Consider the following 12,210-nt stretch of genomic DNA (forward strand, 5'->3'; position numbering starts at 1 on the left):
CGCGTGGGAATGCAGCCCGGGACGCTCCGCGTCCCCTGCCGAAGCGGACGCAGAGCGTCCATAGAGGCATTCCCACGCAGAGCGTGGGAACGATCATACGACTAGACGGCTAAGGCGCGCGGCTCGGTGCGACGCAACGCACGCATCTTGTGCAGCGTATCGGCACACGTCTTCGCCGCTTCCTGGCCTTTATGCACGAAATGCTCGAAGAAGAACTTCTGATGTTCTTCGCCGGCATGGAAGTGATGAGGGGTCAATACCACCGAGAACACCGGCACTTCAGTTTCCAGCTGAACCTGCATCAGGCCGCTGATCACCGACTGGGCGACGAATTCGTGACGGTAGATCCCGCCATCAACCACCAGGCCGGCAGCGACGATGCCGGCGTATCGACCGGACTTGGCCAGCAATTTGGCGTGCAATGGAATTTCAAAGGCGCCGCCGACTTCGAAGAAATCGATGTCCGACTCCTGATAACCCTGCGCAATCATTTCGGTGACGAAGCCTTTACGGCTCTGATCGACGATTTCCTTGTGCCAGCAGGCCTGGATGAACGCAACGCGCTCGCCCTGATGGTTTTTGCTTTTGCTATCGATTGCGGTGGGTTGCATGTTCTGACTCCTGTTTATGTATAAAACAGGGCATATGAATCGAATGGGATTTAAGGGTACGCACGCTCGCACGAATGCCTGCGGGCGGCCCTTTGGCGCCAATCCCGTTCTCTCTTCATCCGGACTATGACCGTCGGCCCCGGGATCACACCGGGTCTGCTGACCTTGTCGCCAGCACAGCCATTGCCGTGCCTGTCGCCAAGCGCTCGCGGGCTATGCGCATTGCGCGCAATTACCGCCGGTGGGGAGTTGCACCCCGCCCTGAGAACGTTTTTGCCGCCAGATTGTTTGGCGGCGAAGCGTTTTTAACACATATTTGTGGGCTGCGCACCGCTGCTTTCTGATGATTGATATCGAGTTTTTAACTGATAAGGCGGGTCTTTTCCGTGCCCAAGGGTTGATTATTCATCTTCATGACCGCAGTACTTCCATCTTGAAAGGGATTTTCCCCTGCTTACCGAGGCCAGATTCATGAGCGTTATCGATCTTCGCAGCGACACCGTCACCCAACCGACCGCAGGGATGCTCGACGCGATGGCCAACGCGGCCACCGGTGACGACGTTTATGGCGAGGATCCGACGGTCAATCGTCTGGAAGCCGAACTGGCGAAACGCCTGGGTTTCGCCGCTGCGCTGTTCGTGCCGACGGGCACCATGAGCAACCTGCTGGGCCTGATGGCTCACTGCGAGCGCGGCGATGAATACATCGTCGGGCAACAAGCTCACACCTATAAGTACGAAGGTGGCGGCGCGGCTGTGCTCGGTTCGATCCAGCCCCAACCGCTGGAGGTGCAGGCCGACGGTTCGCTGGACCTGGCCCACGTGGCGGCCGCGATCAAGCCGGACGATTTCCACTTCGCCCGCACGCGCTTGCTGGCGCTGGAAAACACCATGCAAGGCAAGGTTTTGCCGCTGGAGTATCTGGCGCGGGCCCGCAGCTTCACCCAGGAACATGGCCTGGCCTTGCACCTCGACGGTGCCCGGTTGTACAACGCGGCCGTCAAATTGGGTGTTGATGCGCGCCAGATCACTCAGTATTTTGATTCTGTCTCGGTCTGCCTGTCCAAAGGTCTGGGCGCGCCGATTGGTTCGGTGCTGTGCGGTTCCGCCGAATTGATCGGCAAGGCACGCCGTCTGCGCAAGATGGTCGGTGGTGGCATGCGCCAGGCCGGCATTCTGGCGGCGGCGGGGCTGTATGCCCTGGACAATAATGTCCAGCGCCTGGCCGATGACCATGCCAATGCTCAATTGTTGGCCGAGGGTCTGCGCGCGGCGGGTTACGAAGTCGAGCCGGTGCAGACCAACATGGTCTATGTGCAGATGGGCGACAAGGCTGAGGCGATCAAGGCGTTTGCCGGCGAACGCGGCATCAAGCTGAGCGCGGCAGGTCGCTTGCGAATGGTTACGCACATGGACGTGAGCCGTGCTCAAATCGAGCAGGTCGTCGCGACATTCGTCGACTTTTCTTGCAACTGATCGCGTTAGCGGTCCAATTGACCGTTTCTATCGTATAAACACGCTGTACCCCGCGCGCTGGGCCGATATAATGCGGCCCTTTGCCGTCGCTTCGTCTGTTGACGTTTCGCACAGGCCTTTGGCCGCAGCCTCCGTGGAAGAACCTAATGAAAAGCGCAGAAATCCGTGAAGCCTTCCTTCGCTTCTTCGAAGAGCAAGGCCACACCCGTGTAGCCTCCAGCTCTTTGATTCCGGGCAACGACCCAACCCTGCTGTTCACTAACGCGGGGATGAACCAGTTCAAGGACTGCTTCCTGGGCCAGGAAAAGCGCGCGTACACCCGCGCGGTCTCCAGCCAGAAATGCGTGCGCGCCGGCGGTAAGCACAACGACCTGGAAAACGTCGGTTATACCGCTCGTCACCACACGTTCTTCGAAATGCTGGGTAACTTCAGCTTTGGTGATTACTTCAAGCGCGACGCGATCACCTACGCGTGGAACTTCCTGACCTCCGAAAAGTGGCTGAACCTGCCCAAGGAAAAGCTTTGGGTCACCGTTTACGCCAGCGATGACGAGGCGTACGACATCTGGACCAAGGAAATCGGCGTTCCGGCCGAGCGCATGGTTCGCATCGGCGACAACAAGGGCGCGCCTTACGCTTCCGACAACTTCTGGACCATGGGCGATACCGGCCCGTGCGGTCCTTGCACCGAGATTTTCTACGATCACGGCGCCGACATCTGGGGCGGCCCACCGGGCTCGCCGGAAGAGGACGGCGACCGTTACATCGAGATCTGGAACAACGTCTTCATGCAGTTCAACCGCACCGCCGATGGCGTGTTGCACCCGTTGCCAGCACCGTCGGTTGATACCGGCATGGGCCTGGAGCGGATCAGTGCCGTGCTGCAGCACGTTCACTCGAACTACGAAATCGACCTGTTCCAGAGCCTGCTGAGCGCATCGGCCAAGGCCATCGGTTGCACCAACGACAATCAGGCTTCCCTGAAAGTCGTAGCCGACCACATTCGTTCGTGCGGCTTCCTGATTGCCGACGGCGTGCTGCCATCCAACGAAGGCCGTGGCTACGTGCTGCGCCGGATCATTCGTCGCGCCTGCCGTCACGGCAACAAACTGGGCGCCAAAGGCAGTTTCTTCTATCAGATCGTTGCAGCCCTCGTTGCTGAAATGGGCGAAGCGTTCCCTGAGCTGAAATCCCAGCAGGCGCACATCGAGCGCGTCTTGAAAGCCGAAGAAGAGCAATTCGCCAAGACCCTGGAGCAGGGCCTAAAAATTCTCGAGCAGGATCTGGCCGAACTCAAAGGCAACGTGGTACCGGGCGACGTGGTGTTCAAACTCTACGACACCTACGGTTTCCCGATGGACCTGACAGGTGACATCGCTCGTGAGCGCAGCCTGACCATCGACGAAGAAGGCTTCGAGCGCGAGATGGAAGCCCAGCGCGTCCGTGCTCGTTCGGCCAGCTCCTTCGGCATGGACTACAACAGCCTGGTCAAGGTTGACGTGGCCACCGAATTCACCGGCTATGAAGCGACTAAAGGTTCGGCGAAAGTCGTTGGTCTCTATAAAGATGGCCAGTCGGTCGACGTACTCAGCGAAGGCGAAGAAGGTGTGGTCGTACTGAACCAGACGCCGTTCTACGCTGAATCCGGCGGTCAGATTGGCGACTGCGGTTACCTTCAGGTCGGCAACGCACGCTTCGACGTACGCGATACCACCAAAGCCGGTGGCGCTTTCTTGCATCACGGCGTGCTGGCCTCGGGTAGCCTGACCATTGGTGCGCCGGTCGAGACTCATGTTGATGCCGAGGTGCGTCACGCCACGTCGTTGAACCACTCGGCGACTCACTTGCTGCACGCCGCACTGCGCCAGGTGCTGGGCGATCACGTCCAGCAGAAAGGCTCGTTGGTCGATAGTCAGCGCCTGCGCTTCGACTTCAGCCACTTCGAAGCCATCAAGCCTGAGCAATTGAAGGCGCTGGAAGACATCGTCAACGCCGAGATTCGCAAGAACTCCGAAGTTGAAACCGAAGAAACCGACATCGAAACCGCCAAGAAAAAAGGCGCCATGGCGCTGTTTGGCGAGAAGTACGGCGACAACGTGCGCGTACTGAGCATGGGCGGCGATTTCTCCGTCGAACTGTGCGGCGGTATCCACGCCAACCGTACCGGCGACATCGGCCTGCTGAAAATCATCAGCGAAGGCGGTGTAGCCTCTGGCGTACGTCGTATCGAAGCGGTCACCGGTGCTGCGGCATTGGCATACTTGAACGCTGCGGAAGAACAACTCAAGGAAGCGGCTAACCTGGTCAAGGGCAGCCGCGACAACCTGATCGACAAGCTGTCGGCTGTGCTGGAGCGCAACCGTCTGCTGGAGAAGCAACTCGAGCAGTTGCAGGCCAAGGCTGCCAGCGCGGCGGGCGACGATTTGTCAGCCTCCGCTCTGGACGTCAAGGGCGTGAAAGTGCTGGCCGTGCGTCTGGACGGTCAGGACGGCAAGGCGCTGCTGGCGCTGGTCGATCAACTGAAAAACAAACTCGGCCGCGCAGTGATCCTGCTCGGCAGTGTCCATGAGGAAAAGGTCGTTCTGGTTGCAGGCGTAACCAAAGACCTGACTGGCCAACTCAAAGCCGGTGATTTGATGAAACAAGCCGCTGCGGCAGTGGGCGGGAAGGGCGGTGGTCGTCCAGACATGGCGCAGGGCGGTGGTACTGACGCTGGCGCACTGGATGCGGCATTGGCCCTGACCGTTCCATTTGTTGAGCAGGGTTTATAAGGCAGTGTATGCGGCCCGCAGTCTAGTGGCGGGCCACAACGCTGTTTGAGTGATTATTTGGGCGCCCTTCATGGGCTGAGGCGGCTTTGAAATGGCTTTGATCGTACAGAAATTTGGAGGCACCTCAGTCGGTACTGTCGAGAGAATCGAGCAGGTCGCCGACAAGGTTAAGAAATTCCGCGATGCCGGCGATGACCTGGTGGTTGTGCTGTCTGCAATGAGCGGCGAAACCAACCGTCTGATCGATCTGGCCAAGAAAATCAGTGGCGACGGCCAGCCGGTTCCGCGCGAGCTGGACGTGATCGTCTCCACGGGTGAGCAGGTGACGATTGCGCTGTTGGCGATGGCGCTGATCAAGCGCGGCGTGCCAGCGGTGTCGTACACCGGCAATCAGGTGCGGATTCTGACGGACAGTGCGCACAATAAAGCGCGGATCTTGCAGATTGATGACCAGAAGATTCGCGGTGATCTGAAGGCGGGTCGTGTCGTGGTTGTCGCCGGTTTTCAGGGCGTCGACGAGCACGGCAACATCACCACCCTCGGTCGTGGCGGTTCGGACACCACCGGTGTGGCGCTGGCGGCAGCCTTGAAGGCTGACGAATGCCAGATCTACACCGACGTCGATGGCGTCTATACCACCGATCCGCGTGTTGTATCCGTGGCTCAGCGCCTGGACAAGATTACCTTTGAAGAGATGCTGGAAATGGCCAGCCTCGGTTCCAAGGTGTTGCAGATCCGTGCGGTGGAATTCGCCGGCAAGTACAACGTTCCGCTGCGCGTACTGCACAGCTTCAAGGAGGGTCCGGGCACCCTCATTACTATTGATGAAGAGGAAACCATGGAACAGCCGATCATTTCCGGCATCGCTTTCAACCGCGATGAAGCCAAGCTGACCATCCGTGGCGTGCCAGACACCCCGGGCGTGGCGTTCAAGATTCTCGGCCCGATCAGTGCCGCGAACATCGAAGTCGACATGATCGTGCAGAACGTCGCGCACGATAACACCACCGACTTCACCTTCACCGTACACCGCAATGACTTCCAGGCCGCACAGACCGTTCTGGAAAACACGGCTCGCGAGATCGGTGCCCGTGAAGTGGTTGGCGACATCAAGATCGCCAAGGTCTCGATCGTCGGCGTCGGCATGCGTTCCCACGCAGGCGTGGCCAGCCGCATGTTCGAATCCCTGGCCAAGGAAAGCATCAACATCCAGATGATCTCGACCTCTGAAATCAAGGTTTCCGTGGTGATCGAAGAGAAGTACCTGGAACTGGCTGTGCGCGCCCTGCACACAGCTTTCGAACTGGACGCGCCGGCCCGACAGGGCGAGTGATGCGTTTTGCCAAAGGGCGCGGTCTGACCGCGCCCTTTGTCTTTTTTGAATGGCGCGACCCAGGAACTGTTCTTTTGCTCGCGCTGGTCAATACTCAGGCATGTAAGGCTGCGATCGTTCAGGTTGTAGGTCGAGTGCCTTTTTTTTGCAGACTGTTGTCCCTGAAATGAAATGCGTGAGGAGAAAGGTATGCTGATTCTGACTCGTCGGTGCGCAGAAAGCCTGATTATTGGTGATGGCGAAATCACCGTGACCGTGCTCGGCGTTAAAGGAAATCAAGTGCGCATCGGTGTCAACGCCCCGAAAGAGGTTGCGGTCCACCGTGAGGAAATTTACCTGCGTATAAAGAAAGAGAAGGACGAAGAACCAAGCCATTAATTTTTATCGTTTTTTATGTTTGCAAACGGGGAAGAAGCTGGTTAATATACGCCCCGTGTTGCGGAGAGCTGGCCGAGTGGCCGAAGGCGCTCCCCTGCTAAGGGAGTACACCTCAAAAGGGTGTCGGGGGTTCGAATCCCCCGTTCTCCGCCATTATTTGCGTAGTACGTTGTAATCTAGCTTTTTCGGTAAGTGTTTGAAATTACTAGAAAAAGTGCTTTACATAGAGATTAAACGGCCTATAATGCGCGGCAACAAATGCACTCGTAGCTCAGCTGGATAGAGTACTCGGCTACGAACCGAGCGGTCACAGGTTCGAATCCTGTCGAGTGCACCATTTAAGAGTCAGTTGCAGTAATGTGAATGACTTGGCTTCAACCAGTTGTGATCTGGTCTAAAAACACAAATGCACTCGTAGCTCAGCTGGATAGAGTACTCGGCTACGAACCGAGCGGTCACAGGTTCGAATCCTGTCGAGTGCACCAAACATCAAAAAGCCCGCGTTTAACGCGGGCTTTTTGCCGTCTGGGATTTGGCTTTTCCCTTGGCGCATCCTTTCTCATCAAACTCCACGTTTGCGCTACGACCTCGCTTGGTGTCGTAGCGGTAGCTCGTGGCTGAATTGCGAACGCTGACCTTGTCTGGCTTGCCAAGGGCGCTCTCGACGTCCTGCTGGCTCATGCCGGCGATGACCCGTTGGTTGATGATCGCTTCACGCCGCTCCCTGGCACTGATCAGGTTTCCACATTTATCCTCGGTCTTGCCGACAATGGTCGGTTCTCTTCTTTTTACTTTCGTGTCGGATTTTTCGCGATTGTCGGCTCCCGGCATGACAGCCGCTGTGCTGCTTGGAGGGAGTGCGCGGACATCCTGCAGCGAGAGGTTTTCTCCGGCAGTACAACTCAAGGTGGTGAACGTAATGCGCCCGTCATCGGCTTCGCAGCGGTGAATTGTCTGTGCGTGCAGACAGAGTGGCAGGCAGAGCTGGATGGTCAGCAAAAAATAATGTGAATGAGATGGCATTTGGCGTCCTCCATGACGGTCCAAGCCAAAGGGTAGTCGCTGCATTTTTCAACGGTGGTGTGTTTTCTTTTCAGAATGAGTCGTCGCAGTTGGAGAGATCAGGACTGCACTCAGCTTTGTCTTGCAACCGCTTGTTTCAGCCACGATTTTTTAACGTTTAAAACCGCCGGGCGGTGTATCATTGCGCCCGTCAGCCCCGCCGGGGCTTGTGGAATACCTCCATGGACTTACCCAGTAGTTACTCAGTATCCCGTTTTTCCAATCATGAATTGACTGATTGATCCTTCCGGCGTGCCCCGCTGCTGGGAGTGGAGTTCGCCTATGTCCGATGTTGAAGTAAAGAAAACACAAGAAAGCTTGCAGGACCGCCTCGCTCAAGTCATTGAGCTGCTGCAGCGCCAGCGCGTCGTCGAAGACCTGACTCATCGCCAGGAAGGTCCGCATCACGACCGGGTCGAGAACCTGGTTCACCGGCAAAACCTCGTCGAGCTGCAGCGCAAGCTCGATGATCTGCACTCCGCCGACGTTGCCTACATCCTTGAAGCCTTGCCGCTGGGCGACCGTCTGACGCTCTGGCAACTGGTCAAGGCTGATCGCGACGGCGACATCCTCCTCGAAGTATCCGACTCGGTTCGTGAAACCCTGATCGCCGACATGGACGATCACGAGCTCCTGGCTGCGGCCAAGGACATGGACGCCGATGAACTCGCTGACCTGGCCTCCGAGCTGCCGCGAGACGTCGTCCACGAGCTGATGGAAACCCTCGACACTCAACAACGCGAGCGTGTGCGCTCCGCGTTGTCCTATGACGAGGAGCAAGTCGGTGCGCTGATGGACTTCGAGATGGTGACCATCCGTGAGGACGTCAGTCTCGAAGTGGTTTTGCGTTATTTGCGTCGTCTCAAGGAATTGCCGAGCCACACCGACAAATTGTTTGTGGTCGACAACGACGGCGTGCTCAAGGGCGTGCTGCCGATCAAGCGTTTGCTGGTCAACGATCCGGAAAAACAGGTTTCGGAAGTCATGGCCAGCGACCCGGTGAGTTTTCACCCGGACGAGGACGCCTACGACGCGGCTCAGGCATTCGAGCGTTACGACTTGATCTCGGCCCCTGTGGTCGACAAGAACGGCAAGTTGATCGGCCGTCTGACCATCGATGAAATGGTCGACCTGATTCGTGAAGAGAGCGAAAACGAAGTGCTCAACATGGCGGGTCTGCGCGAAGAAGAAGACATCTTCGCCTCGGTCTGGAAATCCCTGCGCAACCGCTGGGCCTGGCTGGCGGTCAACTTGATCACCGCATTTCTCGCCTCCCGGGTGATCGGTCTGTTCGAAGGCTCCATCGAAAAACTGGTGGCGCTGGCGGCATTGATGCCGATCGTTGCGGGTATCGGCGGTAACTCGGGCAATCAGACCATCACCATGATCGTTCGCGCCATGGCGCTGGATCAGGTGAGCACCGGCAACACCTCGCGCCTGATGCGCAAAGAGTTGGCCGTCGGTTTGATCAATGGGCTGGTGTGGGGGGGCGTGATCGGTATCGTCGCCTATCTGCTGTATGGCAGTTGGTCCCTGGGGGTGGTGATGACTGCCGCCATGACGCTTAACCTTTTGCTGGCGGCGTTGGCGGGGGTTTTGATTCCGATGACGCTGGCGCGGCTTGGGCGAGATCCTGCGATGGGGGCCAGTGTGATGATCACCGCCATGACCGACAGCGGCGGCTTCTTCATCTTCCTCGGGCTGGCGACAATATTCCTGCTGTGAGTTGAGTGCCCATCAAGAACCCGCCAATCGGCGGGTTTTTTGTGGTCGAATTTCAGGCAAAAAAAAGCCAGCGATAACGCTGGCTCGAACTTTCGGGTTGAATCAGGAAGCGTCTGCGGCCAATTCGGCATCATGCGCAATCAGCGAAACAAGAGCGTTTTGCTGGCGGTGGGAGAGCTGGCGGAAACGTTGCAGCAGTTCGCGTTCGTGCAATGACAGCTCCGGGCTGTCCAGACGCATGCTTAATTCTTCGCCCAGTGCGCCTTCCTGAATAAGACTCTGCTCAAGGCGCGCAATGATTTCGGAGTTCATGCTGCGATGATGATTGCGAGCCACCTCGGCAATGCGTTCACGCATTCCGTCTGGCAGACGTACGACGAACTTGTCAGCCGTACGGCTGGAATAAATTGCCTGTTTCAATGGGCGCATATATTTAACCGGTTAGTTCAGGGGAGCGGTTCTCGGGATTGGCCGCAGGATGTCGAATAGGACAAGCACTATGGCCAAATGTTCAACCTGAATTGATAGAGGCTCGCATCATGCCTCAAGGAAGCCAGATCATTGGCGTCAATTCTGTGACAAATATTGAACTGGATAAAGGCGTTATGCCAGCACCAATTATCAGAAATGCGGACTGGTTTGAAAAGTTTGCTCCAGTGCCATTTCGCTGATCGCGTCCTTTGCCCGACAGGTGGTGTCCAAAAACGCCTGAAGGTGCATGCTATGTGGATTCGATCCGTGGTCCTTACCTTAACAGGATAGTGGCAAATGGCCGATTTACTAGTGGCGCATGCGCGTAGAAGGATTATTCAGGATGGATGGCAGGCTGATTTATTTGATGGGGCCCTCCGGATCAGGCAAGGACAGTCTCATCGAAGCGGCGCGAATACCCCTTCAGTCGCTTGACTGCGAAGTGGTACGACGGGTCATCACGCGCTCCGCCGAATCCGTGGGCGAGGATGCCATCGGCGTCAGCCATGAAACATTCGAGCGACGTCGGCAGGCGGGTGAGTTCGCGTTGTCATGGAACGCCAATGGGCTGGATTACGGTATTCCGGTCCAGATCGATCATTGGCTCAAGGAGGGTCGGCAGGTATTGGTCAACGGATCTCGCGGCCATCTGACCGAGGCGCTGCAACGATATCCCACGCTGCTGCCTGTGCTGTTGACGGTCAAGGAAGAGGTGTTGCGCGAGCGACTGTTACGGCGTAATCGCGAGAGTCTTGTGCAAATTGAAGAGAGATTGCGCCGTAACGCGCTATTTGCCGCAAGCGATTGCGACGGTGACGTGCAAATTCATCGACTCGACAACTCTGGCGAGCTGTCCGTCACCGTCGAAAAGCTTCTGAAGTTGATCACGGTCAGCGCAGAACCGGATCGAACTTGAATTTGCGACCGGCAATCAGCGCCAGCACGAACAGCCCGCTAAAAACGCCGCAGGCAATCAGGGGCAGCGTAACAACCGCGTCCTGAATCAATGACAGATGAAGAATGCCGCTCAGTAAGGCAAGGATCAGAAATCCTGCGGCTGATTTGGACATGCTGTGCTCCTGATAGGGGTAAATCAAAATACCAAGCGTTCGGAAGACTGTGTTTCTGGCGGATCGTATTGCTGGCTTACATCTTGACCGACAAGGACGCGCTGATCGCTCATGACCGCCAATTGCGGGGCTTTTTGCAGCTGTAGGTAATGGGGCATGTGTTGGGCAACCTGAGCAGCACCGTTCTCGGGGGCAAAATGAAATCCCAACACAATGGCCAGGGCGATCGCATTCGAGAGTAATAGGGCGCTGTTCATGAGGCTGACCTCCGTTGTTCTTGAGAACAGCTAAAGCAGCCCGCGTGCCAACAGTCTAACGGCTATTAAATCCTTTAAAAACAATCAATTAGCTTAATGTTGGGAAGACCGTTCATTGCAAATTGCAATGATGGCATTTTGAGAGGATGCAATTTGCACGGTAAACAAAAGCTACGGTGTCGAGGGGCGTCTGCCTACACTTAAAAAGCCCAAGGACGACATGACAAAAGCAGGCTTGCCCGTTAACATGCACGCCGTCTATCGCGCCGCATTATTCGCGGGCGACTTGTGTCTCAGTAGCTCAATTGGATAGAGCATCCCCCTCCTAAGGGGAAGGTTGGCAGTTCGAACCTGCCCTGGGACACCACATTGATTTCAGCCCCGCGCTGCAAAAAGAAAGCCCTGCCGGAAACCTTCCTCCGCCAGGGCTTTTTTGTGTCCTCAAAACCGACGATCTACATGGAAAGTCTTTGATTGCTGTGCCTTACTCCAGATACAAAACAAGGAGCGAAGCAATGCGACGCAGAGGCGCACAGTTCTGGCTATGGACCAACACCCGGTTACCGCTCCACATCCACGAAGAAGTGCTCAGCGACGGCGTCCAGGTCGAAGTTCAGGCGCGGGTGAGTCATACGGGCATCACTCAGGTGTTTATCGGGGTTTATGCCGACAGTGGCTGGGCGATTTGCGAAGAGTTTCATGACCGCTGTGTCGGCGAGTTTTACTGCACAGCGTTGAAGTGGGGGGCGCGGCGAGCCAGAGAGCTGGTGGCCGATACTCGGGCGTTTGTGGCGCCGCATCGGGTGCAGTTGACGTTGGACCCAGTGATCACCGATGAAACAACGCTGGCTCTGCGGCGGATGGAAATGACCGAGCGTGAACGTCTGAAGATCCGCACCGATGACGCCTGGTCGGAGTACCTGGCGGCCAAGGAGGCGATGCTTGATCTGATGCGCGCGCCCAAAGTCGATCCTGGGGTCTGGGCGGACCATAAAGAGCGACTCAGGCAAGCGATTGATCGGCGCGTCAGCGTACAGCGCGCCTATTTGTGTTGAG

At 57.0% G+C, this 12,210-nt stretch carries 12 protein-coding genes, 4 tRNA genes and 1 riboswitch; of the genes, 11 read left to right on the top strand and 5 right to left on the bottom strand.

Annotated features, from left to right (window positions below; genetic code table 11):
- Positions 1 to 101: 101 nt before the first annotated feature.
- Positions 102 to 611, bottom strand: coding sequence for a 6,7-dimethyl-8-ribityllumazine synthase (locus QRN31_RS19260; RefSeq protein WP_285433826.1), 510 nt, complete (start codon positions 609 to 611; stop codon positions 102 to 104).
- 102 nt (positions 612 to 713) lie between these two features.
- Positions 714 to 884: riboswitch (FMN riboswitch) on the bottom strand.
- A 198-nt stretch (positions 885 to 1,082) separates the two neighbouring features.
- Here QRN31_RS19260 and ltaE point away from each other — a divergent pair.
- From ltaE to QRN31_RS19295, 7 genes are all read left to right on the top strand, one after another.
- Positions 1,083 to 2,087: a low-specificity L-threonine aldolase gene (gene ltaE, locus QRN31_RS19265; protein WP_285433827.1), complete on the top strand. Its 1,005-nt coding sequence runs from the start codon at positions 1,083 to 1,085 to the stop codon at positions 2,085 to 2,087.
- Between the two features lie 146 nt (positions 2,088 to 2,233).
- A complete protein-coding gene (alaS, locus tag QRN31_RS19270; protein WP_285433829.1) occupies positions 2,234 to 4,858 on the top strand; it encodes an alanine--tRNA ligase in 2,625 nt (874 codons plus the stop codon).
- Positions 4,859 to 4,949: 91 nt separating this feature from the next.
- Complete coding sequence (locus QRN31_RS19275; protein ID WP_059404889.1) at positions 4,950 to 6,191, top strand: aspartate kinase; 1,242 nt, start codon at positions 4,950 to 4,952, stop codon at positions 6,189 to 6,191.
- A 189-nt stretch (positions 6,192 to 6,380) separates the two neighbouring features.
- Positions 6,381 to 6,569 (top strand): carbon storage regulator CsrA, encoded by a 189-nt coding sequence (csrA, locus tag QRN31_RS19280; RefSeq protein ID WP_002554426.1) that lies wholly within the window; start codon positions 6,381 to 6,383, stop codon positions 6,567 to 6,569.
- Between the two features lie 62 nt (positions 6,570 to 6,631).
- Positions 6,632 to 6,722: transfer RNA gene (locus QRN31_RS19285), tRNA-Ser, on the top strand.
- Positions 6,723 to 6,829: 107 nt separating this feature from the next.
- Positions 6,830 to 6,906: transfer RNA gene (locus QRN31_RS19290), tRNA-Arg, on the top strand.
- A gap of 71 nt (positions 6,907 to 6,977) precedes the next feature.
- Positions 6,978 to 7,054: transfer RNA gene (locus QRN31_RS19295), tRNA-Arg, on the top strand.
- Positions 7,055 to 7,073: 19 nt separating this feature from the next.
- Here the strand turns inward: QRN31_RS19295 and QRN31_RS19300 are convergent.
- On the bottom strand, positions 7,074 to 7,592 hold the full coding sequence (locus QRN31_RS19300) for a cell envelope protein SmpA (protein WP_285433831.1): 519 nt from the start codon (positions 7,590 to 7,592) through the stop codon (positions 7,074 to 7,076).
- A 321-nt stretch (positions 7,593 to 7,913) separates the two neighbouring features.
- On the opposite strand from QRN31_RS19300, the gene mgtE reads away from it, so the two are divergent.
- Positions 7,914 to 9,356 (top strand): magnesium transporter, encoded by a 1,443-nt coding sequence (gene mgtE / locus QRN31_RS19305; RefSeq protein WP_285433832.1) that lies wholly within the window; start codon positions 7,914 to 7,916, stop codon positions 9,354 to 9,356.
- Between the two features lie 102 nt (positions 9,357 to 9,458).
- Here the strand turns inward: mgtE and QRN31_RS19310 are convergent, their stop codons facing one another.
- On the bottom strand, positions 9,459 to 9,785 hold the full coding sequence (locus tag QRN31_RS19310) for an Arc family DNA-binding protein (protein ID WP_028620557.1): 327 nt from the start codon (positions 9,783 to 9,785) through the stop codon (positions 9,459 to 9,461).
- Positions 9,786 to 10,170: 385 nt separating this feature from the next.
- Here QRN31_RS19310 and phnN point away from each other — a divergent pair, with 385 nt between their 5' ends.
- Positions 10,171 to 10,743, top strand: coding sequence for a phosphonate metabolism protein/1,5-bisphosphokinase (PRPP-forming) PhnN (gene phnN, locus QRN31_RS19315; protein WP_285433834.1), 573 nt, complete (start codon positions 10,171 to 10,173; stop codon positions 10,741 to 10,743).
- Here the strand turns inward: phnN and QRN31_RS19320 are convergent.
- Together QRN31_RS19320 and QRN31_RS19325 are read right to left on the bottom strand one after the other, a co-directional pair.
- Positions 10,718 to 10,897 (bottom strand): PA3371 family protein, encoded by a 180-nt coding sequence (locus tag QRN31_RS19320; RefSeq protein ID WP_090187083.1) that lies wholly within the window; start codon positions 10,895 to 10,897, stop codon positions 10,718 to 10,720. The genes phnN and QRN31_RS19320 overlap by 26 nt on opposite strands.
- A 23-nt stretch (positions 10,898 to 10,920) precedes the next feature.
- Positions 10,921 to 11,154 carry a hypothetical protein gene (locus QRN31_RS19325; protein WP_285433837.1) on the bottom strand — a complete coding sequence of 78 codons (234 nt, stop codon included), beginning with the start codon at positions 11,152 to 11,154 and terminating at the stop codon, positions 10,921 to 10,923.
- 290 nt (positions 11,155 to 11,444) lie between these two features.
- Here QRN31_RS19325 and QRN31_RS19330 point away from each other — a divergent pair.
- Both QRN31_RS19330 and QRN31_RS19335 read left to right on the top strand, forming a co-directional pair.
- A tRNA-Arg gene (locus tag QRN31_RS19330) sits at positions 11,445 to 11,521 on the top strand.
- A 148-nt stretch (positions 11,522 to 11,669) separates the two neighbouring features.
- A complete protein-coding gene (locus QRN31_RS19335; protein WP_285433839.1) occupies positions 11,670 to 12,209 on the top strand; it encodes a hypothetical protein in 540 nt (179 codons plus the stop codon).
- The last annotated feature ends 1 nt before the right edge of the window (position 12,210 follow it).

The organism is Pseudomonas sp. fls2-241-R2A-110, assembly GCF_030209165.1.
Lineage (GTDB): Bacteria > Pseudomonadota > Gammaproteobacteria > Pseudomonadales > Pseudomonadaceae > Aquipseudomonas.

Excerpts from the sequence above, each read along its gene's own strand:
- QRN31_RS19260 (WP_285433826.1), bottom strand. The coding sequence starts at position 611 with ATGCAACCCACCGCAATCGATAGCAAAAGCAAAAACCATCAGGGCGAG.
- ltaE (WP_285433827.1), top strand. The coding sequence starts at position 1,083 with ATGAGCGTTATCGATCTTCGCAGCGACACCGTCACCCAACCGACCGCA.
- alaS (WP_285433829.1), top strand. The coding sequence starts at position 2,234 with ATGAAAAGCGCAGAAATCCGTGAAGCCTTCCTTCGCTTCTTCGAAGAG.
- QRN31_RS19275 (WP_059404889.1), top strand. The coding sequence starts at position 4,950 with ATGGCTTTGATCGTACAGAAATTTGGAGGCACCTCAGTCGGTACTGTC.
- csrA (WP_002554426.1), top strand. The coding sequence starts at position 6,381 with ATGCTGATTCTGACTCGTCGGTGCGCAGAAAGCCTGATTATTGGTGAT.
- QRN31_RS19300 (WP_285433831.1), bottom strand. The coding sequence starts at position 7,592 with ATGCCATCTCATTCACATTATTTTTTGCTGACCATCCAGCTCTGCCTG.
- mgtE (WP_285433832.1), top strand. The coding sequence starts at position 7,914 with ATGTCCGATGTTGAAGTAAAGAAAACACAAGAAAGCTTGCAGGACCGC.
- QRN31_RS19310 (WP_028620557.1), bottom strand. The coding sequence starts at position 9,785 with ATGCGCCCATTGAAACAGGCAATTTATTCCAGCCGTACGGCTGACAAG.
- phnN (WP_285433834.1), top strand. The coding sequence starts at position 10,171 with ATGGATGGCAGGCTGATTTATTTGATGGGGCCCTCCGGATCAGGCAAG.
- QRN31_RS19320 (WP_090187083.1), bottom strand. The coding sequence starts at position 10,897 with ATGTCCAAATCAGCCGCAGGATTTCTGATCCTTGCCTTACTGAGCGGC.
- QRN31_RS19325 (WP_285433837.1), bottom strand. The coding sequence starts at position 11,154 with ATGAACAGCGCCCTATTACTCTCGAATGCGATCGCCCTGGCCATTGTG.
- QRN31_RS19335 (WP_285433839.1), top strand. The coding sequence starts at position 11,670 with ATGCGACGCAGAGGCGCACAGTTCTGGCTATGGACCAACACCCGGTTA.